This window comes from Stenotrophomonas sp. LM091 (assembly GCF_001806305.1).
Taxonomy (GTDB): domain Bacteria; phylum Pseudomonadota; class Gammaproteobacteria; order Xanthomonadales; family Xanthomonadaceae; genus Stenotrophomonas; species Stenotrophomonas bentonitica_A.
The window spans coordinates 58,492-83,781 of record NZ_CP017483.1 but is presented as its reverse complement, the minus strand read 5'-3'; the positions used below and the strand labels follow the sequence as shown (position 1 = coordinate 83,781).

Genomic DNA, 25,290 nt, shown 5'->3' with positions numbered 1-25,290 from the left:
GCGGGTCTTCACAACGGTGACCGTGGGAGCCCGGACAGTGGCGCACTGCACATTGACAATTCTCCTATCAGGACGTTTATATCCCATTCGGGATGATTGTCTGCCGCATGGGGTGGTCCTCCCTTGAACGCCGCGCGAGCCGGAACCGCGGGGCGATACGCGCTTCAGTACGCCCTTCAAGAGAGCACGACATGACAGCAGTAAAGGGTTGGCGGCGGTTTTGGCGATGGGTGAAGTGGATCCTGCTGGGTCTGTTGGCGCTCGTGATTCTCCTCACCGTGGTGGGCGTCGTGTATGAGGCGCTGGCGCGCCGGAACGCGGCGGACGCGCATCCGCTGCGCGGCGAGATGGTCGACATCGGCGGGCGGCAGATGCATATCGAGTGCCGGGGCAGCGGCTCGCCGACGGTGATCTTCGAATCCGGCCTGGGCACAGGCGGCACGCTCGACTGGACCCGCGTGCACGACCGGATCGCCCGCTTTACCCGCGCCTGCGCCTACGACCGTGCCGGCATCATGCGCAGCGACGCAAAGGATTCCCCGCAGCGTGCATCGGCCGTGGCCGATGACCTGCATGCGTTGTTGAAGGGCGCCGGCATCACCGATCCGCTGGTGCTGGTCGGCCATTCGATCGGCGGGCCCTACATCAGGACCTATGTGGGTCGCTACGGCGATCAGGTCGCCGGGCTGGTGATGGTCGACCCCTCGCATCCAGATCAGATCGCCCGGCTTGGCAGCGTGGTCAGCATCAATGTCCACCCGAAGAAGGTGTCGCTGTTGATGCATACCGCGACGGCACTGTCGCGGACCGGCCTGGTGCGGTTCCTGTTCTCGCGCGCCGATCATGGTCCCCGCCCCGAGGATGAGGCGGCGGAGATCACCGCCTTCTCCAGTGCCTCGGTCAAGGGCGCGACCGCCGAAGTGGATGGTTTCGACAGCACCATGGACGATGCCCGCGCGGTCACTTCGTTTGGCGATCGCCCGGTGATCGTGCTGACCGCGCTGAAGCCGTTCAAGCCCGAGGAGCTGGAAAAGATGGGTCTGACTGCGGAGGAGGGCGCCCGGTTCAAGCAGGAATGGCGCACCCTGCATTCCGAGCAGGCCGCCATGTCCAGCCGCGGGCAGCAACAGATCGTGAGCGACGCCGGCCATTACATCCAGATCGATCAGCCGGATCGGGTGGTGGACGCGGTTCGTGAGGTCGTGGATGACGTGCGTGCAGACGCGCGTACCGACAAGGAGATGAAATGATGAAGCGCACTCTGCTCTGGGCCGGTGTGTCGATGCTGTTCGCCGCCCATGCGGCTGCTGCCGACTATGACCTGGTGATCCGTGGCGGCCGCGTACTGGACGGTGCCGGCAACCCCTGGGTCCGTGCCGATGTGGCGGTCAAGGACGGGCGGGTCGCACGGGTCGGCCAGGTGCCGGGGACCGGCACCCGCGAGATCGACGCGCGCGGGCGTTATGTGTCGCCTGGCTTCATCGACATGATGGACCAGTCCGGCGCGGCGCTGCTCAAGGATGGCGCCGCGGAGAACAAGCTCCGCATGGGCGTGACCACGCTGATCGGCGGCGAGGGCGGACCGCCGGTGCCTGCGGCGGGGATGCCGGGATACTTCAAGCAGCTGGAGACGCAGGGCATCGCGGTCAACTTCGGCACCTACTACTCCTCTACCCAGGCCCGCGTGCATGTCATGGGCGATGCCGCCGGTGCCCCGACCCGCAAGCAGCTGGATGCCATGGGCGAGCAGGTCAGGATCGCGATGGAGGCCGGTGCGTTCGGTATCTCCAGCGCGTTGATCTATGCGCCCAGCAGCTTCCAGAGCACCTCGGATCTCATTTCGCTGGCCAAGGTGGCCGCGCAATGCGATGGCTTCTACGCCACCCATATGCGTGACGAAAGCGAGGGCGTGGTCAAGGCGATCGAAGAAGCGATCGAGATCGGTGAAAAGGGCGGTGTGAAGGTGGAGATCTTCCACTTGAAGGCGGCCTATGCACCGGAGTGGGGCAAGCTGATGCCGCAGGCGCTGGCCACGATCAATGCGGCGCGCGACCGCGGTGTCGATGTCGCCGCGGATCTGTACCCATATACCGCCGGCGGCACCGGGCTGGAGATCATCGCGCCGAGCTGGGTCTGGGCCGATGGGCTCGAGAAGGGCATCGAGCGCGTGCGCGATCCGAAGGTACGCGAACGCATGAAGAAGGAAGTCGCCGCTGGATCGATGCCCGGCTGGTCGAACCTGGTGCACGCCTCGGGCGGTTTCCAGAACGTGCGCCTGGCCAACAGCTTCAGCGACAAGTACCGGCGCTTCCACGGCAGGACGCTGGCCGAGATCGGTGCCGAACTGAATCTGGACCCGGCCGATGCGGCCTGGGATATCGCGCTCGAAGGGCTGCCCAACCGCGCGGTCGCGCTGTATTTCATGATCAGCGAGCAGGATGTGCAGCTCGCGCTGCGCCAGCCCTGGGTGAGCATCGGCAGTGATGCCGCGGCGGCGGTGAACTACGGCAGCGAGGGTGCCATCGGCCTGCCGCACCCGCGCGCCTACGGCACCTTCCCGCGGATCATCGCCGAGTATGTGAAGCGGAACCAGGTGCTGACGCTGGAGGATGCCGTCCGCAAAATGACCGGCTGGCCCGCGCAGCGGATGGGCTTGAGCGACCGCGGGCTGATCCGTGAGGGCATGCGCGCGGACATCGTGCTGTTCGATCTGGACGCGCTGGATGATGTGGCGAGCTGGGATGTACCCGCCGGCGCGCCGACCGGCATCGAGACCGTCATCGTCAACGGCGTGGTGAGTTTCGAGGGTGGCAGGCACACCGGCGCCCGGGCGGGCTCGGCGCTGCGCCACGCCTGCCACACGCGCTGATCCACGTGCGCGCCACACCAACTTCAGGACCCACCTCATGATTCGATACTCCTCCCGCTGCAGCGTTCTGGCCCTGGCGCTCGCCGCCTCCGCGCCGGTGCTGGCGGCCGCACCGCCGATCACCAGCGCGGACGATCTGGGTACCGCGGTCTCGGCGCAGCTTGCGTGCGCCGGCATTTTCGTGGCCAACCGCACCGAAGCCGACGTCCTGCGCGATGACGTGCATGCGCTGGCGCCTTTCACCAGAACGGTCGCGCTGTCAGTGGATCGCAAGGCCGGGACGGTCACCGCCTCCGCACCCGGTACGCCGACCCGTACCGCGCTGTATCGCCCGGCGGTCGGCTGCACCCTGACCACCGGGGATGTTCCGTTGAAGGCCCTCAAGACGCAGGCGGGGCGGCTCAAACCGCTTGCTCTCTTGTCGGCGCGCCCCTGGCCCCAGGGCGACACGCCCGTGCCTGCGCTGCAGGCGGCGGCTGAAGCGAAACTTGACCGGGCCGCACTCGATGCCGCGGTCAGCGCTGCCTTCGATGAGCAGAACGTCGGCGGCTATCCCGACACGCGGGCGATCGTGGTGGTGCAGGGCGGGGCGATCGTCGCCGAGCGCTATGCGCCCGGCTTCAACCAGGGCACGCGCATGCTGGGCTGGTCGGCGACCAAGAGCATCATGGGTACGCTGGTCGGCCTGTTGGTCGATGACGGCGTGCTCAAGCTGGACGAGCCGGCACCGGTGCCCGAGTGGAAGGGCGCCGGCGACCCGCGCGGCGCGATCACGCTGCGCCAATTGCTGACGATGTCCAGCGGGCTCACCTTCGTGGAGAGTTACAAGCCCGGTAACGACTCGATCAAGATGTTGTTCGAGGCCGGCGACATGGGGGCGCTTGCCGCTGCGTTGCCGCTGGAGCACGCGCCGGGAACCTTCTGGAGCTATTCGTCCGGCACGACCAACATCCTGTCGCGGATCGTCTTCGAGGCCACCGGTGGGACGCTGGAAGGCATGACCCGTTTTGCACAGACGCGGCTGTTCGAGCCCGCAGGGATGCGCAGTGCACTGATCGAGCCGGATGAATCGGGTGTGCTGGTCGGCAGCTCGTACGGGTACGCGACGGCACGCGATTGGGCGCGGTACGGACTGCTGCATCTAAACCACGGCGAGGCGGGCGGCAAGCGGCTGCTGTCGCAGCAATGGCTCGACCTCGCGGTGACACCGACCCCGGCCTCTTCGCGCCCCTCGTACGGCGCGCAGCTGTGGCTGAACCGGGCCGAGGCCGGCGGAGAAGGACGCAAGGTGCTACAGGATGTCTCAACAGATGCCTTCATGGCGATGGGCCATAACCACCAGATCGTGGCCGTGATTCCCTCGCAGGATGCGGTGATCGTGCGCCTGGGCTGGACGCCCGAAGGCCAGAAGTTCGACTGGAACAAGTACCTCTCGGAGATCGCGGCCGCGCTTGCGCCCGCCGCCACCGCCGCTACCGCCGCTACCGCCGGTCCCGCCGCCCAGTAAGCAGCAAAGCAGGGCAAGAGGAGGGCGCCGAACCCGGCGCCCGTTGACAGTTCTCGTATGAGAGAATTAATGTCTCAATGTGAGAATTACTCACCATGAGGCAGGGAAACCAGATGTGCTTGATCCAGCTGTTGGGAATGCCCGCGTTGACGCGTGACCGCGCCGCAACCGGGGCGCACGTCTGATGCCCCGCCTGAAACTCGGTATCGCCGTCGACGCCCTGCGCCTTGCGGCACCCTTCCGCATCTCCAGCCACGTGTTCGACAGTCGCCTGGCCGTCCTCGTCACCCTGGATGACGGCACGCACATCGGGCGTGGCGAGGCGACCGGGGTCTACTACCTGGGCGAAGACGTGGAGACCATGCGCATCCAGCTGGAAGCGGCGCGCGATGCGATCCAGGCGCATCCCACGCGCGAGGAACTGCGTGCGATCCTGCCGGCCGGCGGCGCGCGCAACGCGGTCGATGCCGCCCTGTGGGAACTGGAATCCAGGCAGACGCGAACGCCCGTGTGGGCGCTTGCAGGGCTCGAGGCACCGCGTCCACTGCCGACAACCTTCACGGTCGGCGCCGATGAGCCGGCCGCGATGGCGGCGGCCGCTGTGGCCTACCGTCAGGCGCGCTCGATCAAGGTGAAATTGACGGGCGATCTCGACCTGGACATCGCCCGCGTCGCGGCCATCCGCGCGGTACGGCCGGATGTGTGGCTGGGCGTCGACGCAAACCAGGGGTATCAGATCGGTGATCTCGACCGGCTGGCCACCGCCATGGTGGACGCCGGTGTGGCGCTGATCGAACAGCCATTGGCCCGCGGGCGCGAGGCCGACCTCGATGGATTCGTCTCCCCGATTCCGCTGGCCGCGGACGAAAGCGCGCTCACCCTGGCCGACGTGGACGGCCTGAAGGGTCGCTTCAACGTCTACAACATCAAGCTCGACAAGTGCGGCGGCCTCACCGAGGCGCTGCTCATCGCGGCAGCCGCGCGCGAAGCGGATCTGGGCGTCATGGTCGGCTGCATGGTCTGCAGCAGCCTGGGCGCCGCGCCGGGCTTCGTGGTCGGGCAGTTGTGCCATCTCGTCGATCTGGATGGCCCCACCTTCCTCAAGCAGGACCGCACGCCTGGGGTCGTCTATCGCGACGGCACGATCTGGTGCGACGAGGCCGTCTGGGGCGCCGCACGCTGAGGCGCGGGGCGCGCCTGGCGCACGGTTTGATGTCAATGCTGCGTCGCAGGATTGACAGTTCTCGGAACAGGACTATTGTGTCCTAAATGGGCTTGTAGCCAGCCATTCGTCCCCAGGAGCGTCATTGCCAGGCCGGCCCCCACCCCAGAACGCCGGGGTGCCCTGACTGCCGCATTCCGTGCCCATTGCCGTGGGCTCCCAGCTTCGCTACCGAGGTCTCATCACCATGAGTCACTGTTCGCTCCGAATGAACGCGTTGTCGCTGGCCTGCGCTGCAGGCATCCTGGCCCTGGGCTGCAGCGCCACGGCACTGGCACAGGTCGCCGCCGAGAATCCCGAGCGCGATGACGTGCATACGCTGGGCACGGTCACCGCGACTGCGCAGAAACGCGTGGAAGTGGTGACCGACATCCCGATGTCGATCAGCGTCATCAGTGAAGAGCAGCTCGATCGCCTGCAGGTCAACAACATGAATGACCTGGCAGGCCTGGTCCCCGGCCTGCAGATCACCAGTCTCGGCGCGCCGGGCCGCTCGACGATCTCGATCCGCGGCATCACCCCGATGGGCAACACCGCCTCGACCTCTATCTACGTGGACGATGTACCACTGACCGCGAATGGCTCGCTGTCCGGCGCCACCTCGGGCATGTTCGACCTGCTTCCCTACGATGTGCAGAACGTGGAAGTGCTGCGCGGTCCGCAGGGCACGCTGTACGGTGCCAGCGCGCTGGGCGGGGTGGTCAAGTACGTCACCAAGCGGCCGGACCTGGAGTACTTCGCGGGCCGCGCCGGGGCGACGATGCGCGTCGTTGACGATGGTGGACGGGTGGGTCATTCCGAACGCGCTGCGGTCAACGTGCCGCTGGTGAAGGGGCAGCTGGCCCTGCGCGCCAGCTATGCCGAGCAGACCAGCCCGGGCTGGATCGACAACAGCGTCCTGCATCGCCGCGACACCAACGACGTGTACCAGAACGCCGGCCGCCTCTCGCTGCTGTGGAAAGCCTCGGACACGGTGGACGTGCTGCTCACGGCGATGCGCCAGGAAAACAAGGGCGACAATTTCGCGACGGTGGCACTGGACCCGGTCACGTTCAAGCCGAAGCTGCCGGGCTACTCGAACGAGTACCTGTTCCTGCAGCCGAGCACGATCAAGTACGACGTGTACGGCCTGACAGTGGACTGGGACGTGGGCTGGGCCGACTTCACCTCGGCCAGCAGCTGGATGAAATCCAACTCCTGGCGCCTGCAGGACCAGTCGGTCGAGTACATTCCGCTGCTCGGCCAGAAACCCGGCGTGGGCCCGGTCATGGCATACGCCGGCCTGGACACGGATATCGAATTGAAGAAGTGGACCCAGGAATTCCGCCTGACCTCCAAGGGCGACAGCCGCCTGCAATGGCAGCTCGGTGCGTTCTACACCGATGAAGACGCGGCCTACATCGAGCGCGGCAGCGCCTTGAGCCCGGCCTTCAACCCAGTGCTCGACCTGTTCACCGCCTCGGTGCTGACCACCTACAAAGAGAAGGCGCTGTTCGGCAACGCCACCTGGAAATTCACCGACCGCTTCGATCTGGCCCTGGGGGTGCGCCACGCGCGCAATGACCAGGAGTTCCGCCAGACCCTCGGCGGCCCGCTGGGCGGTGACGGGGTGCAGCGGATCACCGAATCCTCCGAGAGCGTGACCACCTGGAGCGCCAGCCCGCGCTTGTTCCTGGGCGAGGACACCATGGCCTACGTGCGCGTAGCCACGGGCTACCGCGCCGGCAGCCCGAACCCCATCCTGCCGGCCGCGCCGGAAGTCCCCGCGCAGGTCAAGTCGGACACGTTGATCAACTACGAAGCCGGCCTGAAGAGCCACTTCTGGGACCGTCGTGCGCTGGTGGAAGTGGCCGCGTTCCGCATCGACTGGGATGACATCCGCCTCAATCTGCTCACCGCCCAGGGCATCTCCTATGGCGTCAATGGCGGCGAAGCACGCAGCCAGGGCGTTGAGTTCACCGGCGCACTGATGCCCATCGATGGGTTGCGCCTGAGCAGCAGCCTGACCTACACCGATGCCAAGCTGACCGCACCGATTCCGCCGGCCCGCCCGGGCGGCCCCAACCAGGCCGAATCCGGTGCCCAGCTGCCGCAGGTGCCCGAATGGGCCGGCAGCCTGCAGGCCGATTACCAGTTCCCGACGCGTGGCGACTGGGGCTGGAGCGTCGGCGGCGCGCTGCGCTACTACGGCGAGCGTGCGGCATCGGTGGCATCGACACAGTCCTTTGACCTGCCCAGCTACACCACGGTGGACCTGACCGCCGAAGTCAGCAGCCAGAACACGACCGTGCGCTTCTTCGTCACCAATCTCACCAACAAGGACATCTACGTGGCGGCTGGCAGGACGATTCCTGCGGCCGGTGCGCAGCAGTACCGGCGCTGGAATGCGGTGATGATGCAGCCGCGCACGGTGGGTGTGTCGTTGGACTACAGCTTCTGACCGAACGGGCAGGGCGGTGCGGCACCCACGGGTGCCGTACTGGCCGATACGCGGCGCTGGAGCGGCTATGCTTGGACGGGTCAGATTCTCCCAGCCGCAGGCCGCAGCGTGATGAACGTCAGAAGCTTTTCCGTCCTGCCTTGCGTGGTGCTGCTGTGTGCAGCGCTGCTTGTCGGCGGATGTGCACGAACGACGCGGGAAACCGTGTTCTCCTCGGGCACGCTGAAGGTGGTGGCTGTTACGGAAAGCCGGCTGGATATCAACGTCAGCAAGTATCAGCATTACACGACGTACGAGCTTTACGTGGACGGCAAAAAGCTGTCGGACAAGGCTTTTTCGACGCTCCTTCAGGACCCTGACGCCACAGACGACCAGTTCGTGCATGCCGATGCGGTGGTGCTGGACGAAGGCGCGATCCTGATGGCATCGCACAACCGCGACAGCTCCCGCTGCTGGACCACGCGGCTCTCCGCCAGCGGGGGCAGGGCGACGCTGCAGACGATCCTGCAGGGCACCGTCGACTGCGGCATTCGCCCGGCACCTGCAGGGTGGCGCGCGCTCTACGACGACCGCAGCGATCTCATCCTGATCCGTGAACACCCTTTCCAGGTCCATCCCATGGCGGGGTATTGGTACGTCCTGTGGATCGATGGCGACGTCGCCGCGCTGTACCAGAAAGATCGCGACCATGAGCGTCTGGTCGTCAAGCTGGCGCGGATTTCCTCCGATACCACGCTTGCCGAGCAGGCACTGCCGATGCACACCTACGCCGAGCCTGACCTTCTGCATGCCTCCCCTGAACTGCGCCGGCAATGGCTGTTGGACAGCTTTACGGTGTCCATGGGGGATGCCCCCTCGATCCAGCTGCGGCCTGATCATCAACTGGAGACGATCACGCCGGAGGTGTGGGCCGAGTACCAGGAGAACGACCGGCAGAACAAGGCGCTCGATGCGGACGCACGGGCTGCCGGAGATGCCTGGATCGAGGCGCAGCGCCGCGAGCTGATGGACGCGGACGCCACGCGGGATCTGTCGGAAAAGCCGTGATTTGCTATGTTGGGCCGGCTCAATCCCGGCATTCACGAGGTCTGGCGTTTCAGTGATCGAGACCCGCCTGCTCCAACAGTTCATCGCGGTCGCCGAGGAACTGCATTTCAATCGCGCTGCCGAGCGGCTGCACATGGCGCAGCCGCCGCTGAGCCAGGCCATCCGCAGGCTCGAAAGCGCCTTGGGCACGCCGCTGTTCGTGCGGACGCACCGCAGCGTGGCGTTGACGCCGGCCGGAACCGCATTTCTCGATACCGCCCGCCGCACCCTGCAGTCGCTGGAAGCGGGCGTGGCGCAAACGCAGCGGGTGGCCCAGGGCATCGAGGGCCATCTGACCCTGACCTTCATCAACATCGCCCCGTATGCCGTGTTGCTGCAGGCGCTGCGCCACTTTCGAGCGCTCAACCCGGGCATAGCCTTCACGATGCTGGAGGCCACCACCCAGGAGCAGGTAAACGCGCTGGAACAGGGCAGGGCGGATATTGGCTTCATGCGCACGCCGGGCACCACGACGCCGCACCTGCGCATGGAGCGCCTGTTGAGCGAACCGATCTGCGTGGCGCTGCCGGCCGGCCACCGCCTTGCCGCGGAACCGGGCATCCACCTTGCGTCGCTGAAGGAGGAGGCGTTCGTCGCCTCGCCACGGTCACTCGGCAAAGGATTTCATGACCAGCTCATCAGCCTGTGCCAGGCCGCCGGGTTCGTGCCCGATATCGTGCAGCAGGGCCGGCAGATGCAGACTCTGATCGCGCTGGTGTCCGCCGGCTTCGGTATCGCGTTGCTCCCCGCTTCGCTGGCGATGGAGGCCCGCGAGGATGTGGTGTTCCGGCCGCTTCAGGTGGATGCGCCGGAGGAAGCGTCACGGCTGGACCTGTTGATGGCGTGGAACGAAACCCGGCCGTCAGCGATCCGCGACCGCTTGCTACAGGCAGTCCTGCAGACGCGTTCTCCGCCCTGAGGTGACGAGACGCGCGGCGTCTTGCTGCGGTATGAAACCCGTCCTTCACCCGCGCATGGCCAGGCACTAGGCTTCTGCGGCCCTGCTGTGAAGGACCCGCCATGCCTGCTGCCATCTACGTGTTCTCGCTGTGCGCCTTTGCGTTCGGTCTGTCCGAATTCGTCGTCGCCGGCATATTGACCGCCATTGCCGACGACCTGGGCGCGCAGATTTCTCTCGTCGGGACGGCCATCGCCGCCTATGCCCTGGGCGCTGCCATCGGTGCGCCGTTCATCACCGCACTGGTCGCCCATTGGCGGGACCGGCAGATCCTGCTGCTGGCCACTGCGTTGCTGGCGTTGGGCAGCCTGCTGATGAGCGCCTCGCCGAACCTGGTCACCCTGCTGGTCATTCGGTTTGTGGTCGGCCTCGGCCACGGGGTGTTCATGGCGGTAGCCTCGGACGCGGCGACCCGGCTGGTGGACCCGCAGCGGTCCGGCCGAGCGTTGTCAGTGGTGTGGATCGGGTTGACGCTCGCGCTGGCCTTCGGCGTGCCGATCGGGACCTGGCTGGGCAGCGCGTGGTCGTGGCGCGTAGTCTTCATGGCGATTGGCGTGCTCAGTGTGGCCGGCATGCTCGGGCTGGCACTGTGCATGCCCAGCGGCCATGCCGGCTCCACCCGATCCCGGGGCGGTGCGTGGAAGGGCGTGAAGGCCATCACCCATCCGCAGCTGCTGACGACGGCCGGCATCGGCGCGCTGGTCAGTGTCGCCACGTTCTCGTTCTTCACCTTCGTCTCGCCCTATCTGCAGCAGATCACCGCTGTGGATGTGCAGTGGCTGAGCCTGGGGATGCTGCTGTTCGGCACCTGCGCGATCGCAGGCAATCTGCTCGGGGGATGGCTGGGCGATGCGATGGACGGGGATCGCAGCCTCCGGCTGGCGTTGATCGCGCTGGCGTTGAACCTGATCGGGCTCTACGGCTTCGCACGTATCCCAGCCTTGATGATGCTCCTGATCGGCACGCTGGGCATCTGCTTCTTCTCGATCGTGACGCTGCTGACCCTGCGTCTGCTCAGGCAGGCCCAACGGCTCATCCCCGCTTACAGCTCTGTGGCCGCGGGGTTGAACATCGCCTCGTTCAACCTTGGAACCGCGCTGGGCGGTGCCTTGGGCAGCCTCACGATCAGCTACGCGACGCTGGCCTCGGTACCCCTGACAGGCGCCGTGGCCGCGGCGCTGGCGGCAGTCGTGTTGTATCTGCAGAAGCGAGGGATGCGCGCGCCGGCAGCCTCAACCGGCTGAGTAGCGACCGAGCGCCCCCATCCACATACCTCCGTGAACAGCCGGGCGTAGTTGCTCCCGAGGATCTTTTCGATCCGCGCGTCACGGTGCCCGCGCTGGCGGCCACACGGCAGCGACATCCGCCCCGGTATAGTGACCCTGACTTCACCGCAAGGATCGAAGCTATGCAGAAGGGCTCGGATCTACTGGTCAAGGCGCTGGAAAACGAGGGCGTCGACCGCATCTTTGGTGTGCCGGGCGAGGAGAATCTGGACTTCCTGGAGTCGCTCCGGACCTCGCGCATCGAGTTGGTGCTCACCCGCCACGAGCAGGCGGCCGCGTTCATGGCAGCCACCCACGGCCGGCTGACGGGCCGGCCCGGCGTATGCCTGGCCACGCTCGGCCCCGGCGCACTGAATTTCTCGACCGGCGCGGCATATGCCCACCTGGGCGCGTGGCCGATGATTCTCATCACCGGCCAGAAGCCGGTCATGAGCGCCAAGCAGGCACGGTTCCAGATCGTGGATATCGTGGCGTCGATGAAGCCGCTCACGAAAATGACGCGCCAGATCGTCAGCCCGGCCGCCATTCCGGCCACCGTACGCGATGCGTTCCGGGTGGCCATGGAAGAGCGCCCCGGGCCGGTGCACCTGGAACTGCCGGAGGATGTCGCAGGTGAGGAGGTGGAGGATGTGCCCGTCATCCCCATCCACCCGCTGGAACGTCCCATCGCACCCTCTGCCGCGCTCGACCGGGCGGAAGCGGCGATCCTGGCCGCCAAACGCCCATTGGTGATGATCGGCGCGGCGGGCAGCCGGCCATGGCTTGCCGAATCACTCTCCGCATTCGTCGCGCGCACGCGCCTGCCGTTCTTCAATACACAGATGGGCAAGGGCGCGGTCACCGGCGGCTCCAACCTCTACATGGGCACGGCCGCGCTCTCCGAGGGCGACTACGTGCACGAGGCGGTCGCCCGCGCCGACCTGATCATCGCCATCGGCCATGACACCATCGAAAAGCCACCGTTCCTGATGAAGAGTGGCGGCGGACCCAAGGTCGTGCACATCAGCTTCCAGTCCGCGACCGTGGAGCAGGTCTACCAGCCGGATATCGAAGTGCTGGGCGACATCGGGGCTTCGGTGGATGCCCTGGCCGAACGGCTGGAAGGGCGGTTGCCTGCGGACGAGGGCATGATCGCCCTGCGCCAAAGAATCCTGGCCCGCATCAACGACCGCGCCGAAGAGGACCGTTTCCCGGTCACGCCGCAGCGGCTGGTGCACGACGTGCGCCAGTCCATGCCGGACGACGGCATCGTCTGTCTCGACAACGGCATGTACAAGATCTGGTTCGCCCGCAACTACCGCACGCACGTGGCCAACACGCTGCTGCTGGACAACGCGCTCGCCACCATGGGCGCTGGCCTGCCGTCGGCGATGATGGCAGCCATGCTGTACCCGCAGCGCCGCGTCATGGCCGTATGCGGTGACGGTGGCTTCATGATGAACTCCCAGGAGATGGAAACCGCGGTACGCCTGGGGCTCAACCTGGTGGTGGTGATCCTCAACGACAGCGCCTACGGCATGATCCGCTGGAAACAGGCGGTGGATGGCTTCGACGATTTCGGCATGCGCTTCGGCAATCCGGATTTCGTGAAGTATGCCGAAGCCTACGGTGCGAAGGGGAGCCGGGTGACCGCGGTCGAAGCGCTGGTGCCGATGATCGAGGCCGCTTTCGCCGGCGGCGGCGTCCACGTGCTGGATGTACCGATCGACTATGCCGAGAACACCCGCGTGCTGGTCGATGAACTGCGCAACCGCACGCCGGACGTGGGCTGTGATTGATCGTCATCCCTGATGCTGAGCGAGGAACCCAACATGCTGACTGTCGTCCAGGCGTTCGACCGTGCCCCCATCGCCGAGATCGGGTTGGATACCGCCGCTGCCCTGGAGCGCAAGCTCAGTGCCGCCGAGCGGGTATTCAAGGAGCGCGACGGCTGGCTCGCGCCGCACCAGCGCATCGCGATCCTGCGCCGGCTCGCCGCGCTGATGGACGCCAGGCGTGATCATCTCGCGCTGCAGATTGCCCGGGAGGGCGGCAAGCCGCTGCCGGACGCCATCGTCGAAACCACGCGCGCCATCGACGGTGTCCACAACGCCGCCGACGAGCTGCGCAACTTCGCCGGTCGCGAAATCCCGATGGGGCTGTCGGCCGCGGCGGAGGGTCGCTGGGCGTTCACCACGCGGGAGCCGATCGGCGTGGTTGCCGCGATCTCTGCGTTCAACCACCCCCTGAACCTGATCGTCCACCAGGTGGCGCCGGCCATCGCCGTCGGGTGCCCGGTGATCATCAAACCTGCCTCCGCGACGCCATTGTCGTGCCTGGAATTCGTCGCGATGGTGCACGAGGCCGGGCTGCCCGAGCCGTGGTGCCAGAGCTTTCTGCCGGAGGGCAACGACCTGGCCGAGGCGCTGGCCACCGACAAGCGGGTGGCCTTCCTGAGCTTCATCGGCTCGGCCAGGGTAGGGTGGTCGCTGCACGCCAAGCTCGCACACGGTGCGCGTTCGGCGCTGGAACACGGCGGGGTCGCCCCGGCCATCGTCGATCGCAGCGCCGACCTCGGCAGGATCATCGAACCGGTCGTCAAAGGCGGCTACTACCATGCAGGCCAGGTGTGCGTCTCCACCCAGCGCGTCTTCGTCCACCAGGATGTTGCCGATGACTTTACCCAGGCGCTCATCGCACGGGTCGAGCGCCTGCGCACCGGCGACCCCACACTGAAGGACACGGATGTCGGCCCGCTGATCCAGCCACGCGAGGCCGACCGCGTCGCCGAATGGATTGACGAAGCGGTAAGTGGCGGTGCGCAACTGGCCACCGGCGGCAAGCGACTTTCCGAGACCATGCTGCAGCCCACGGTGCTGCTGGATCCGGCCAGCGACGCAAGGATCACCACGCAGGAAGTGTTCGGGCCGGTGGTGGCGGTGTATCGCTATACCGACCTGGACGAGGCGATCGCGCGTGCCAACGCGCTGCCCACCGCGTTCCAGGCGAGCGTATTCGCGCAGGATATCGATATCGCCATGCGCGCCGCCAACCGGCTGGATGCCTCGGCCGTCATGATCAATGATGCCACCGCGTTCCGGACCGACTGGATGCCCTTCGCCGGGCGCCGCGAGTCGGGGTATGGCACAGGCGGCATCCCGTACACGATGCGGGACATGTCACAGGAGAAGATGATCCTGATGCGCAGGAGCTGATCGGGCAGGCGACGTCTACGGCGCTGGCTGCGTAATGTACGTCCGGATGCCTGACACCTGTCACTTGTGACGGGTCGGTGCAAAGCGAGAATGGACCCATTCCCGCACGGCGCTGCATCGCCGGCACCCACCCAGCTCAAGGACGCCCCGTGAACATGCTGCATCCCCTTCTCTCGAACACCCCGGTGTGGGTCTGGGCGCTTCTGGTTTTTCTGGTCGCACGGGGCGTCGCCGCCATGAAACCTGGAGAAACCTCGCTCACGAAACTGGCCATCGTGCCGACCCTTTTCGTGGCGTGGGGCATCGTGTCGATGAACCACCGGTTCGGCAATGCCTGGGACGCGTGGGGTCAGTGGTCGGTGGGCATCGGCGCAGGCGTGGGCCTTGGATGGCTGCTGCTGCGGCGGGCAACGCTCACCCTGAATCCGTCCACGGGAAAGCTGTGGCGCAGTGCGGACTACAGTCTCCTGCCGCTGCTCCTGGTGACGTTTGCGGTGAAGTACGGCTTCGAGTGCGCGCTATCCGTATCCCCCTCACTGAGCGCGGACGGCAGTTTCCGCGCCGCGTATCTGCTGCTGTCTGGGGGGTTCACAGGCATCTTCCTAGGCAAGTATCTGCGGTACCTGCGCGCGTCCCGGCTTGCTGCACCGGACAGGACCGTGGATGCGGTGGGCTGAGTTGGGGCCGGCGCACATCGGCGGTCCCGGTCAGAGACTCATCCGGCTACGGTTCACCGCGACCCAGGCACCGAGCAGAGTGCGCGACACAGCATCGGCGTGGCTTCAAGCGAGACGTCGATCCGCACTTCCCCGGCAGCGGGGGAACTGACTGCAGCCAAAGAACGACTCACCGGTGCGCCGGTTGGTTCGCTGCACCAGTGTGCTGCCGCATCGAGGACAGCCCTCACTCAACGCAGGTGTTTCCTTCGGCGGTGCGATCTTTGGCTCAATACGTGGGTTGGGCGCGGTTGGCCACACATCCGCGTTGCGTGACGCCTGGATCATCTCCAGCAACGTTGCCCCGTCCATCAGCTCGATGGGCTTGCCCTGTGCAAACGCCTCAGCGTCGCGGGTGAATGCCCCAATGCAGACGATCCTGACCGCATCCGCGCGATGGTGGGCCAACAGGCCTGCCATCTCGCGCACAACGCTCACGCCGACCTGCTGGCGCTTCCATTGCTTGCACTGGACCAGAATGCGCCGGCCGTCCTTGCGAAGGATCAGATCGATGCCGCCATCCGGGCCGCCAAGGCCCGTCTCTTCGACGGTGTAGCCCTGCCGGCGAAACGCTTCGCCTACCAACTGTTCGAACTGGCGCCAGCCACCGACGGCCAGACTCTCCAGCGTGGTCCTGGTATCCAGCAGGTGACGCCGATATCTGGCGCGCAGGAACGAGAGGAGGGCGGCTATCCAGCAGAGACCCAGCAGCACCCAGGCGAGCGGGGCGAGTACCTGTCCGAACTCTCCCGCAAGGCCGGCAGCCAGCGTGCCGCCCTGGCGCGAGAACCACCACGGGATCCCGTACCGAAGCGCGCTGTAGCCGGCCATGCCGACCAGGATCCCGACCGGCCAAGGCAGGCCGATCAAGGCGTCAAATCCGGTCGATGTCCTTCTACGTCCCATGTAGGTAGCCTGTTTCCCCTGGCGCCAACATACCACCCTGAGGGCCAATATCTGATGCCGTGCGGCAGGAGGTAAGCCGCTCCCTGTCAGTGCGATCTCGCCGTCTTGCAGGTCACGGCTTTGCCGGCCTCACGACGTAGCGCTCCCAGTAGCCGGCAAGCTGAGCCGCCTTTCGGTTGCTCAGCTCGCTGCCGAGGGTCTGCTGTATCCCTGCTGCTTCCTCGCCACGTTCGGCACGGTACAACTCGCGGGCCGTCTCGAGCAGCGCCCGCTGGCGTACGTTGAGGTTACCGAAGGGGTCGAAGTAAGAGTCAAGGCGTGACGCGTCAGCCACCCCGGTCCACGTGAAGCGTGCTTCGCCCGCCTCCGTGGCAACGGATCGGTACCGGTCCACGGCCATCGCCGGCGTGGCCCTGCCTTCCAGCACATCCAGGCGCGTCTGCAGCAACGCGACTTCAGGCGAGTTGCGCTCTACCTTGAGGGCTTGCACCGACTCCCGAACAAACGCGCGGTCCATGTTGCCGGTGCCGGACTGGACGCCCAGCAGATTGAAGCTGGCGACAGCGGCACGGTACTCACGGCGCTCCTCCCGGTGCACCAGCGCCTCACCGGGTTCGCCGAGGCTGGACGGCTGCACGATCCGCAGGTCCGGGGAAGCGGCCAGGATCGCTTCGATGTCCCGCTTGTGAAACTCGCCAACCACCACGACAACCGTGCCGCCGGGGCGCGTTTTCGCCGCGGCGGCTACCCGCTGCGCCTGCAGGTAGGTGCGATAGAGATACAGCCTGCGCGGCAGGTCATCCGCTGCCCGCTTGGCCGGCGTTGCGGCCCACTGCGCGATCCGTTCCACGTTCTTTGCCTCGTCGGCGTGGAAGAGATCCCGCGTGAGCTGGCTCGGGGAGGGGAATGAAAGGAACTGCTGGAACCCGCTGGCAGGGCGCAGTTCCGGCGGCGCCCCCAGGTCCAGGCCGAATCCAAGCTTGGCATCTTCGACGGGTGGCTCCCAGTCGATGGGACACAGGTCGATCGCGTTGCGCCGGGCGAAAGGAACCACGACGTCCTGAACTTCGTAGGTGAACTCGTAATAGTCATTGCGTGCGAAGGCCTCCGGCGACCGCTCGATGCAGATGGCATCGGGCCTGGCATGCGCCAGGAAGGCCGCAAGGCGGGCAGGGCGGTCATTTCTGGCCACAAGCTGGGCAGCGTGGTCCACGCCAAGCACGATCACGGTTGTCGTCCCGTCGGCGGCCTTGGAACCTGCTCCGGCCGTCGCACACATCAGCAGCAGCGCTGCCGAGAAAAATAGACGCCTCACACGTACTCCCTCCATTCCATTGGATCCAACATAGCGTGCACAGCCCCCTGGCTCGTGTGCCATTGGTTGTAGTCACGCGCCCTGTGGCTGTGCGAACGGCTGCGCTCCACCGAGTTCTACGCCGATGTGACTGCCGATCTGCAGCGATTGCACGGAATTCTGGGGGCATCGTTGCGGATACGCACATCTCCGTGGAAGAGCTCCGCGCCCTGTCAGATTGGATGGCAGATCACGAGCACCTGAGGACATGCTGGCCATTCGACGAGGTGGGGAGCCTCATCACAGGCGTACTCGCCGACGGACAGATAGACCCGAAGGAACACGCGTTGCTCCTCGCATTCTTTGCGGAGTTCACGCCACTGCTCGACGACCGTACGATTACCAACCCGCTCGTACTGAAAGAACAGAGGATCGTCGGCTTGTGCGCCGTGGATCCCGAGATCAACTTTCTGGATAGGGGTTTTTGCTTTACCGGCGCGTCGTCACGCTTCACCCGCACCGAGTTCCAACAGATCGTCGAGAGGCTCGGGGGATCGGCCCACTCGGCCCCATCGAAGAAGGTCCACTACCTGGTCATCGGCGCGGAAGGCAATCCTTGTTGGGCCTTTGCCTGCTACGGGCGCAAGGTCGAAAAGGCCATTGAGCTTCGTAAATCAGGGTCACGTGTCGTACTCGTCCACGAGCTCGACTTTCACGATGCATTGGCCGACCACGGCGGCTGATTCGCCTGGGCCGCAAACAGCCTTAGGGCCAGCGATACACCCAGCGTCGGTGGCCCCATGCTTGCCTTCGGCGCGCGCCTGCTGGCGAGCGTGAGCGTGCGGAGTCAATCCTCCGCACACGACTTCACCTGAGCGGCATGCTCACAGGGTTTCTTCCGGTATCAGTCGCAGCACCTTCCCGTCCGCCCCATCGGTGAGCGCATAGACGGAGCCATCTGCAGCGACCATGACGTCACGAATCCGTTCACCCAATTCGACGAGCAGCCGCTCCTGGCGCACCACGCGATCACCGCCACGAACGAGCCGGCGGATACTCCGCTCACGCAATGCAGGCACCAGCAGATCTCCCTGCCATCCCTTGAAGAGGGCGCCTTGATACACGGCAAGACCGGAGGGTGCGATGGACGGCGACCAGATCACCTCAGGGTCCTCGAACGCCTTGTGCCGGGTAAACGGGCTCACCCGTGCAAATGGGTAGTCGATCCCGTGACTGACCATCGGCCAGCCGTAGTTCGCGTCCGGTCGAAGTCGGTTGAGCTCGTCACCGCCGCGCGGCCCGTGTTCGCTGACATAGATGGAATCTGTGACAGGGTCATGCGCGATGCCCTGCGGGTTGCGATGCCCGGAGGTGTACAGGGTCCCCACGCTCGCGCCAGGCGCGAGCTCTATGCGCATCACCTTGCCCAGCGAGTTGCGCACATTCTGCGCTTCCTCCCGGCGGGCACTACCGTCGCCCACGGTCATCAGCAGGGTGTGCGCGTCGAGAAAGGCCAAGCGGCCGCCGTTGTTGCCGTCGCTGGCTTTTGGCGTGGATTCGAAAAGAATCTCCACCTGTTCCATGGACCACGCATCGCCAACGCGTTCCAGCGCGCCACGGATCAAGCGAACACCCACGCCGCGTTGATCTCGATAACCCTGCGTCAGATAGACGCGGCGATCGGAGTCGAAATCCGGCGACAGCGCAATGTCCATCAGGCCGATCACGCGTTCACGCTGATAGCCCGCGGGCATTTGGGAGAGATTGACGTCCACACGTGCACCGGCCCGGTCAATCAGCTTCAGGCGGCCAGCCATTTCGGTGACGAGCAGCGTTCCGTCGGGCAGTTCCGCCAGCGACCACGGCCACTGAAGGCCGCTTGCAACGGTTGCGACCTGGTAGTCATTTGCCGCAGGCGGCTGTGCACGTTGCGCCGTTGGCTGCATCAACATGAATGAGGCAAGCGGCAGCAGCACCAGGCCAGCCGGCAACAGCCAGGCCACCCCGCCGTGGGGGGGCGTTTCGCGCACGGTACGCGCCCTCAGCGTGTAGCTCACATGGCCTCCCACCAGCCCACACAGACTGAGCAGGGCGAAGCCGGGAATCTCCCGGATGGCGGCCACTGCCGGCATCGGAATCACACTGCGTAGCAGCGTCAACACGACCGCCAGCCCGGCTACACCGGCGAGCAGTGCGCAGGGCAGGGCATGGAGGCCAAGCCGGCGCAGAATTGGCTGCAGACATGACGCAAGCACGCCGCCGGCCAGCGAAAAGCTGAACATTACAGGTCCGAACCGAGCCAGATCCTCCACGGTGACTGCGGCCCGTGCCGGCCAGCTGACGTCCAGGCCCAGCTGGGTAAGGGCATGCAGATTGATCTGGGTCTGGAGCAGGCTGGCAACAGCGGCCGTCGCCAATGCAGCAGTGAGGGTACCTGAGACTGTTCGCAGCCAGGAGCGCATGCAGGGAGTTCTTCAAAACAGGCCGAATCCACACTCTAGCAATGAGATCCGGTGAACCTCCAGTGATGCATTCCGTTGAAGAATTCACAGCGGAGGAACTGCACGGCGGCGACCCTCTACGGACCTCCCCTCTACGTAAAGCCTCTCTTCCCATGCCAAACAAGCAACTCACGACCATCAATCCGCTGACCGAAGAAGTGCTCGCCACCTATTCCTACATGTCGGACGACGACGCCGCCGCCACGGTGAAGGCAAGCCACGACGCATTTCTTCAGTGGCGTCTGCGCAGTCTGGATGAGCGAGCGAAAGTCATCGCAGACATCGCCAAGGCGCTTCGTGCGCGCAAGGAAGAGTTTGCGCAGCTGATGACCGACGAGGTCGGCAAGCTCATTGAAGACAGCCGTACCGAAGTCGAGCTGTGCGCCAGCATCTGCGACTACACCGCCAAGCAAGGGCCCGTCGCCCTGGCCGATGAAGAGCGCGACGTGGAGGGCGCCACCGGCATTGTGACTCACGCCCCGATCGGCGTGGTTTACGGCATTCAGCCGTGGAACTTCCCGGCCTACCAGGCCATCCGCTATTCGATCGCCAGCCTGATGGCGGGCAACGGGGTGTTGCTCAAGCATGCCGAGAGCTGCACCGGGAGTGGCCTGCTGCTGCGTGACATCTACGAAAGCGCCGGGCTGCCCAAGGGGCTGTTCGGGGTGCTGCTGATCACCCACGACCAGTCCAATGACATTGTGGAGAACGACCTGGTGCGCGCGGTGACACTGACCGGGAGCGAGGCCGCGGGGCGCACCGTGGCCGCCAAGGCCGGCGCGGCACTCAAGAAGACGGTGCTTGAGCTGGGCTCGAATGACGCCTATCTGGTGCTGGACGACGCCGACCTGGAGCTGGCGGTGGCGACCTGCGTCAAAGGCCGCCTTTTCAACAACGGGCAGACCTGCGTCAACGCCAAGCGCTTCATCGTGACAAAGAAGAATTACGAGGCCTTCGTGAGCGCCTATGCAGAGGCCTTCGAAGCGATCCGGATGGGCGACCCGAATGCGGACCGCACCCAGCTCGGCCCGATGGTCTCCAAGGCGCAGCGCGACAAGCTCCACGAACAGGTGACCAAGAGCGTCTCCCAGGGGTCGCGTCTGGTGGTAGGCGGTGAAGTGCCAGACCGCACCGGCTGGTTCTACCCGGCCACGGTGCTGGCGGATGTGGCACCGGGGCAGGTGGCCTACGAGGATGAGCTGTTCGGCCCTGCAGCGGCCATCATCCGCGCCGAGGACGATGAGGATGCGATGCGCATCGCCAACGACAGCCGCTACGGCCTGGGCGGCGGCATCTTCAGCCGCGACGTGCAGCGTGCCCGGGAGCTGGCCACCAAGTACTTCGACACCGGCATGATCTTCATCAACACCTTCGACGTGGCATCGCCAACCCTTCCGTTCGGCGGCGTGAAGGCATCCGGCTATGGTCGCGAGCATGGTCCGGAAGGTCTGAAGGAGTTCGTGAACGTCAAGTCGATCAAGATTGCGGCTACAGCGTCGGCTTGATTTCGGCACCGGCACCGGGCTGCGGGACTCTGCGCCTGCGTGCGTTGGCCGAGCCGGGTAGGGCGTCGGTCGTAGCGGCTCCGACGCTCGTCGGGCGCAGGCTTGAAGCGGTAAGCTTCCCCCAGCTACAGGGGGAAGCTCATGCTCAAAAGGATTTCAGCAGGATTGCTGCTTTTTTCGCTTGCCTGCTCTTCGCTGGCGCAAGTGCATTCTGCAACGGGTCCCCGACCCAAGCCGTTGCCTCCGGCGCCCAAGGCTGCCTACAACTCGATGTCGAAGAGCACCACGCCGTTCAATTGCGAAGAATTGGCGTGGCCGAATCACCCACATCCCGGCATGAAGGCTTACTGCGAACGCGTTGAGGCCCGTACTCTGTCAGCTGAGGCCCAACGCACCGGGCGCCCGGGACCGTCGGACAGCGTGATGAAGCTGCCATCCTTGGGATCAGAGGACTCCAAGCGTTCGGGAACAGCATGTATCGGCGGTCAGGCGTTCCGGAAACTCCCGAATGGATGGGAGCAGGTCCATGCTGCTGCAGGCGGCTGGCAGCGATGCCGGGAGCGTTAGCCAGGGGTGCGAGCGGGGTTTTGTGTTGGCTACTCAGCGTGCGAACTCCTCCTCACCACGTTGCTGCGTAGACCTATGCAGCGGACAAGGATGTCCATCAACGCAATGCAGAGAAGTTGGTGCAACAGCAATGCTATGCACCCAAGTTGGTGCAACTGCAATGCTGTGCGCCGAACGTGGTGCAATTGCAACACAATGCAGCGATCCTTGCTTCAGATAGATTGGCTGAGCGCTTTTCGCATCATGGACGACGGCGAAGGGTAGTCAGAAGAAGTACTGCACCAGCAAGCAGACACGCAGCTAGGGCCGCGATCGAAAGCGGCAGATGGAACTTTTCGTGCCCGGCCGCAGCGAACAGGACATGGATTCCTGCTGTCGCCATCCCGGTAGCCCCGCAGACGACGGCGTAGGCTCTGGCGGAAGGCTTGGCCAGGACTACCTGCCGATAGCCGTGAAGCAGTACACCAACGGCGACCAGGTTGAATACCAGGAATCCCTGAACCCCGCCTGGCACCCGGAACATGTCCCATTCGTGCCAGAAAGCCGCATCGATCTGATGAAGGATCAACGATAACAGTGTTGCCAGATACCAACGCTCCATGAAGACTCCGTCCTTCTTCTCGGGCGCGAGTCTATCAGTGTCCGATCACTGCCCGACCGGGCACGACGGAGCCCACCTACCGCGATGGGCCCCGCCGGCAAGTGTCACTTCGGCATCAGCACGCTGTCCACCACGTGCACCACGCCGTTGGACTGCATGACATCAGCGTCCGCGCGCGTTCGCATGGGGCTCATCCCCCTGGAAATGCAGGAAAAGTGCTTCCTCTATTACGCAGGGGAAACGCTCCACCTGCACCGCAGCTGGACCGGCTCCCGCATCGCCCGGGTGCACTTCGCGCCCGACGGCGACGGGTTGCGCGCGACCAGCGCCGAGGTCAACCGCGAGCCTCAGCAGTACACGGCTACCGATGATGCAGCGGACATCGATCTGATCGAGCGGTTGGTACGCGAGCTGGGGGCTTCCCAGCAGTATCTCGCCGAGCGGCGTACTGCGATCTGCGGTCGTTGATCCTCTGCTCGGGCAGACATGCATGACGTGCGCAGCAGAAAGTACTCAATGTTCCTGTGTTCGAGCCGATAAGTAGCCATGGACTTGGGCGGTTGCGCCTGCGTCGCCTCTTTGAACGCAAAGGACTGTGTTGCATGAAGACAGTATTGGAGCTTGTTGCCGATCGCGCCGCGTCGGACATTGCTCGCATCTTCCCAGAGAACTGGAGCTCGCCCAAGGCCGGCCGGAACATCAGAGATCTGGTGGCCTACGCACTGGCGGGGGTGAACTATCGGGCCGCTGTTCGGCAGGTGCGCGCTGAGGGCGAGCCTCGCTACCCCAACCCGCTGCCATTCATGGACGCGGTTCCAGATCACGATGGGGAGTTCAGCCTGGGCGTCGCCATCAGGGACGCCTTCGACTGGCTCCAATTCGAACTCGTCGCTTGCGGAGGTGTGTTGACCAGCGTGTCCAAGTCGAGGCACGGGCCAACTGCCATGCTTGTTCGTACGCGCTTGGACGTGGTCCGCAGTCAGACGATCGAGGATCCAAACAAGAGGGCGTTCACGGCAATCGTTCTCGCGACCGATCACGGACAACTGCTCGGTGAACTGGAGCTTCTTGCCGACCTCAAAGGATCATGGGAGCTTTCGAACTTTGAGTATGCGCTTGCTGGTGATGGCGATGCCATTGGTGTTCACGTCACGGTCGATCCTGAGGATCGATTCCGCACCAGGAAGCGCCGCAGGTGGGCTGCCCCCTCTGTTGATGTATCCAGGAAGCGATCCGCCCTGAGCGATTCGATGGCCGGCGTCTACAACCCCTCCTATGAAAGTCGCGTGTGGGTTCCCTTGCTACGCGATGAGCAGGACTGGTGGCTGGAGCAGTGGCCACCCAAGCAGTAGCGGCCTTGCCGCATGACCCACACCGCGAATGGAATCAACGTTTTTCAAGGAGAGCAAGATGGCTGAAGAAAAGAAGGCAGTGACGCTGAGCAGTGCGGATCAGAAGAAGGTAAATCGACTTGCGCGGGAAGGGATGAAGCTGGTCGACATCCGTCGGGAGCATTTCCCGGAGGTCAAGTACGCCGCGCTCCGCGCCGTGGTTCTCGATACGGGTTCGCAGTCAGCGATTGGTCGCTTCAAGGCGATCAACAAGGAACTGGCTCTCATGGCAAAGGCGACTACGGGGGCGCAGCGCAAAGAACTTGCTGCTTCACTGAGTGCGCGCATCAAAAGCCTTCATGAGGACTACATCAGGAGCGCAAAGAAGCTGGACCAGGTGCGCGACGTCCTCCAGAAGTAGCCCGGTGCAGGAAGCCCACCAAGAGTTCAAGGCAGCTGCCCGGCGCTGATCAGCCGGGCAGCTGTTCTACTCATGAAAGCGAGGCCGGACTTCCCAGCGCCGCGTTGAGAGCGATCAGTTCAGGGCGAAGTCGCTGTTACCGGAGGATGTCTCCACCGACACATCGGTGGGATAACCCTGCGCATCGACATCGACCCTCACCCGGACAACGCCCTCGATGCGAGCGCGGAAAGCTGTCGGAGGTGGCGCGGGGCAGGGGAGGAACGAATGGTGATGTCGGTGGAACCGGGTGATTGCTCGGGTGCCGCATTGTCTTCCCGGGGAGTCACATCATGATCCTGCGCGGGCTTGTCCTGTTCTGCAGGCCGGTCTTCAGCTACCGGCTGGGAGCGGGGGGGATCCGCCGCTCGCGGAGCGGCCCTGGTTGTCGCGCAGCTCTCCATGATGCGATTGGTGATCCAACCCTGGATGTCACGGCAGGCATTGAAGTTTCCACCCTGACACTGCTGTTGTCCGTCAGCGCTTTCCCTGTGGTGTCGTCCACGAGAAGCAAGGATTTCGGCTTATCAAAGAATGCAGGCCCAATCGATGCGATGTAGCCCTTTGAGTCCAGCGCGTAGTCCTAGTTCTCGGCACCTTGGCCCGTAGGAAGGTGCCGGTAGGCAAATCACGCAACGCCAGCGAGGGCAGCGCCAACCAGCAGTAGCGCTGGCCAAGGGCTCCGCCGGGCATTCCGCTCGGCCTTGCTTTGCCTGAACTGCAGCGGCGCTGTATCGCCAGCTGAAGCTGTCGCGGCCTGTTGGGGCCCAAGGCGTGTCGCCATTGACGGGCATGCCAGAGGCCGGCTGCCAGGCATCGAGGGCCGCTGTCATCACGTACGATAAAG

At 65.0% G+C, this 25,290-nt stretch carries 21 protein-coding genes; 16 read left to right on the top strand and 5 right to left on the bottom strand.

Features of this window, described 5'->3' with window-relative positions; genetic code table 11:
• The first annotated feature begins 107 nt into the window (after positions 1-107).
• The 11 genes from BIZ42_RS00350 to BIZ42_RS00300 all read left to right on the top strand — a co-directional run bounded on the left by BIZ42_RS00350 (position 108) and on the right by BIZ42_RS00300 (position 15,239).
• Complete coding sequence (locus BIZ42_RS00350; protein WP_172838018.1) at positions 108-1,250, top strand: alpha/beta hydrolase; 1,143 nt, start codon at positions 108-110, stop codon at positions 1,248-1,250.
• Entirely contained in the window at positions 1,247-2,869 is a 1,623-nt protein-coding gene (locus tag BIZ42_RS00345; protein WP_070425167.1) for a D-aminoacylase, read from the top strand. Before BIZ42_RS00350 ends, BIZ42_RS00345 begins: the two co-directional genes overlap by 4 nt.
• Before the next feature lie 37 nt (positions 2,870-2,906).
• On the top strand, positions 2,907-4,376 hold the full coding sequence (locus BIZ42_RS00340) for a serine hydrolase (protein WP_070425166.1): 1,470 nt from the start codon (positions 2,907-2,909) through the stop codon (positions 4,374-4,376).
• A 184-nt stretch (positions 4,377-4,560) separates the two neighbouring features.
• Positions 4,561-5,559, top strand: a complete 999-nt coding sequence (locus BIZ42_RS00335; RefSeq protein ID WP_070425165.1) for a dipeptide epimerase — start codon at positions 4,561-4,563, stop codon at positions 5,557-5,559.
• 247 nt (positions 5,560-5,806) lie between these two features.
• Positions 5,807-8,038, top strand: a complete 2,232-nt coding sequence (locus tag BIZ42_RS00330) for a TonB-dependent receptor (protein ID WP_070425164.1) — start codon at positions 5,807-5,809, stop codon at positions 8,036-8,038.
• Positions 8,039-8,149: 111 nt separating this feature from the next.
• Positions 8,150-9,085: a hypothetical protein gene (locus BIZ42_RS00325; RefSeq protein WP_156785656.1), complete on the top strand. Its 936-nt coding sequence runs from the start codon at positions 8,150-8,152 to the stop codon at positions 9,083-9,085.
• A gap of 52 nt (positions 9,086-9,137) precedes the next feature.
• Positions 9,138-10,043 (top strand): LysR substrate-binding domain-containing protein, encoded by a 906-nt coding sequence (locus tag BIZ42_RS00320; RefSeq protein WP_070425162.1) that lies wholly within the window; start codon positions 9,138-9,140, stop codon positions 10,041-10,043.
• Between the two features lie 119 nt (positions 10,044-10,162).
• Positions 10,163-11,326 carry an MFS transporter gene (locus BIZ42_RS00315; protein ID WP_237393543.1) on the top strand — a complete coding sequence of 388 codons (1,164 nt, stop codon included), beginning with the start codon at positions 10,163-10,165 and terminating at the stop codon, positions 11,324-11,326.
• 164 nt (positions 11,327-11,490) lie between these two features.
• On the top strand, positions 11,491-13,146 hold the full coding sequence (locus tag BIZ42_RS00310; RefSeq protein WP_070425160.1) for an acetolactate synthase large subunit: 1,656 nt from the start codon (positions 11,491-11,493) through the stop codon (positions 13,144-13,146).
• Between the two features lie 33 nt (positions 13,147-13,179).
• Complete coding sequence (locus BIZ42_RS00305) at positions 13,180-14,562, top strand: aldehyde dehydrogenase family protein (RefSeq protein WP_070427394.1); 1,383 nt, start codon at positions 13,180-13,182, stop codon at positions 14,560-14,562.
• Between the two features lie 155 nt (positions 14,563-14,717).
• The gene (locus tag BIZ42_RS00300; protein WP_070425159.1) at positions 14,718-15,239 is read left to right on the top strand and encodes a DUF6622 family protein; all 522 of its coding nucleotides are present in this window, start codon (positions 14,718-14,720) and stop codon (positions 15,237-15,239) included.
• Positions 15,240-15,344: 105 nt separating this feature from the next.
• On the opposite strand, the gene BIZ42_RS00295 is transcribed toward BIZ42_RS00300, so the two are convergent.
• A complete protein-coding gene (locus BIZ42_RS00295; protein ID WP_070425158.1) occupies positions 15,345-16,184 on the bottom strand; it encodes a restriction endonuclease in 840 nt (279 codons plus the stop codon).
• A 112-nt stretch (positions 16,185-16,296) separates the two neighbouring features.
• A complete protein-coding gene (locus BIZ42_RS00290; protein WP_237393542.1) occupies positions 16,297-17,514 on the bottom strand; it encodes a hypothetical protein in 1,218 nt (405 codons plus the stop codon).
• 176 nt (positions 17,515-17,690) lie between these two features.
• Between BIZ42_RS00290 and BIZ42_RS00285 the strand changes: the two genes are divergently transcribed.
• Entirely contained in the window at positions 17,691-18,221 is a 531-nt protein-coding gene (locus BIZ42_RS00285; RefSeq protein WP_070425156.1) for a BRCT domain-containing protein, read from the top strand.
• A gap of 141 nt (positions 18,222-18,362) precedes the next feature.
• Here BIZ42_RS00285 and BIZ42_RS00280 read toward each other — a convergent pair whose 3' ends face one another.
• A complete protein-coding gene (locus tag BIZ42_RS00280; protein ID WP_070425155.1) occupies positions 18,363-19,940 on the bottom strand; it encodes a PQQ-dependent sugar dehydrogenase in 1,578 nt (525 codons plus the stop codon).
• 65 nt (positions 19,941-20,005) lie between these two features.
• Here BIZ42_RS00280 and BIZ42_RS00275 point away from each other — a divergent pair, with 65 nt between their 5' ends.
• On the top strand, positions 20,006-21,484 hold the full coding sequence (locus tag BIZ42_RS00275; RefSeq protein ID WP_237393541.1) for an NAD-dependent succinate-semialdehyde dehydrogenase: 1,479 nt from the start codon (positions 20,006-20,008) through the stop codon (positions 21,482-21,484).
• Positions 21,485-22,292: 808 nt separating this feature from the next.
• Here the strand turns inward: BIZ42_RS00275 and BIZ42_RS19150 are convergent.
• Positions 22,293-22,652 (bottom strand): DUF6713 family protein, encoded by a 360-nt coding sequence (locus BIZ42_RS19150; protein ID WP_083279737.1) that lies wholly within the window; start codon positions 22,650-22,652, stop codon positions 22,293-22,295.
• Positions 22,653-22,756: 104 nt separating this feature from the next.
• Positions 22,757-22,846 carry a fasciclin domain-containing protein gene (locus BIZ42_RS19470; protein WP_156785655.1) on the bottom strand — a complete coding sequence of 30 codons (90 nt, stop codon included), beginning with the start codon at positions 22,844-22,846 and terminating at the stop codon, positions 22,757-22,759.
• Here BIZ42_RS19470 and BIZ42_RS00270 point away from each other — a divergent pair.
• The 3 genes from BIZ42_RS00270 to BIZ42_RS00260 all read left to right on the top strand — a co-directional run bounded on the left by BIZ42_RS00270 (position 22,836) and on the right by BIZ42_RS00260 (position 24,404).
• Positions 22,836-23,120, top strand: a complete 285-nt coding sequence (locus BIZ42_RS00270; protein WP_070425153.1) for a hypothetical protein — start codon at positions 22,836-22,838, stop codon at positions 23,118-23,120. The genes BIZ42_RS19470 and BIZ42_RS00270 overlap by 11 nt on opposite strands.
• A gap of 134 nt (positions 23,121-23,254) precedes the next feature.
• Positions 23,255-24,004, top strand: coding sequence for a hypothetical protein (locus BIZ42_RS00265; protein WP_070425152.1), 750 nt, complete (start codon positions 23,255-23,257; stop codon positions 24,002-24,004).
• Positions 24,005-24,062: 58 nt separating this feature from the next.
• Positions 24,063-24,404 carry a hypothetical protein gene (locus BIZ42_RS00260; protein WP_156785654.1) on the top strand — a complete coding sequence of 114 codons (342 nt, stop codon included), beginning with the start codon at positions 24,063-24,065 and terminating at the stop codon, positions 24,402-24,404.
• The last annotated feature ends 886 nt before the right edge of the window (positions 24,405-25,290 follow it).

Bases quoted from the DNA above. Each gene is read 5' to 3' on its own strand.
- BIZ42_RS00350 (WP_172838018.1), top strand. From the start codon at position 108: ATGGGGTGGTCCTCCCTTGAACGCCGCGCGAGCCGGAACCGCGGGGCG.
- BIZ42_RS00345 (WP_070425167.1), top strand. From the start codon at position 1,247: ATGATGAAGCGCACTCTGCTCTGGGCCGGTGTGTCGATGCTGTTCGCC.
- BIZ42_RS00340 (WP_070425166.1), top strand. From the start codon at position 2,907: ATGATTCGATACTCCTCCCGCTGCAGCGTTCTGGCCCTGGCGCTCGCC.
- BIZ42_RS00335 (WP_070425165.1), top strand. From the start codon at position 4,561: ATGCCCCGCCTGAAACTCGGTATCGCCGTCGACGCCCTGCGCCTTGCG.
- BIZ42_RS00330 (WP_070425164.1), top strand. From the start codon at position 5,807: ATGAACGCGTTGTCGCTGGCCTGCGCTGCAGGCATCCTGGCCCTGGGC.
- BIZ42_RS00325 (WP_156785656.1), top strand. From the start codon at position 8,150: ATGAACGTCAGAAGCTTTTCCGTCCTGCCTTGCGTGGTGCTGCTGTGT.
- BIZ42_RS00310 (WP_070425160.1), top strand. From the start codon at position 11,491: ATGCAGAAGGGCTCGGATCTACTGGTCAAGGCGCTGGAAAACGAGGGC.
- BIZ42_RS00305 (WP_070427394.1), top strand. From the start codon at position 13,180: ATGCTGACTGTCGTCCAGGCGTTCGACCGTGCCCCCATCGCCGAGATC.
- BIZ42_RS00300 (WP_070425159.1), top strand. From the start codon at position 14,718: ATGCTGCATCCCCTTCTCTCGAACACCCCGGTGTGGGTCTGGGCGCTT.
- BIZ42_RS00295 (WP_070425158.1), bottom strand. From the start codon at position 16,184: ATGGGACGTAGAAGGACATCGACCGGATTTGACGCCTTGATCGGCCTG.
- BIZ42_RS00290 (WP_237393542.1), bottom strand. From the start codon at position 17,514: ATGGAGGGAGTACGTGTGAGGCGTCTATTTTTCTCGGCAGCGCTGCTG.
- BIZ42_RS00280 (WP_070425155.1), bottom strand. From the start codon at position 19,940: ATGCGCTCCTGGCTGCGAACAGTCTCAGGTACCCTCACTGCTGCATTG.
- BIZ42_RS00275 (WP_237393541.1), top strand. From the start codon at position 20,006: ATGCATTCCGTTGAAGAATTCACAGCGGAGGAACTGCACGGCGGCGAC.
- BIZ42_RS19150 (WP_083279737.1), bottom strand. From the start codon at position 22,652: ATGGAGCGTTGGTATCTGGCAACACTGTTATCGTTGATCCTTCATCAG.
- BIZ42_RS00270 (WP_070425153.1), top strand. From the start codon at position 22,836: ATGGGGCTCATCCCCCTGGAAATGCAGGAAAAGTGCTTCCTCTATTAC.
- BIZ42_RS19470 (WP_156785655.1), bottom strand. From the start codon at position 22,846: ATGAGCCCCATGCGAACGCGCGCGGACGCTGATGTCATGCAGTCCAAC.
- BIZ42_RS00265 (WP_070425152.1), top strand. From the start codon at position 23,255: ATGAAGACAGTATTGGAGCTTGTTGCCGATCGCGCCGCGTCGGACATT.
- BIZ42_RS00260 (WP_156785654.1), top strand. From the start codon at position 24,063: ATGGCTGAAGAAAAGAAGGCAGTGACGCTGAGCAGTGCGGATCAGAAG.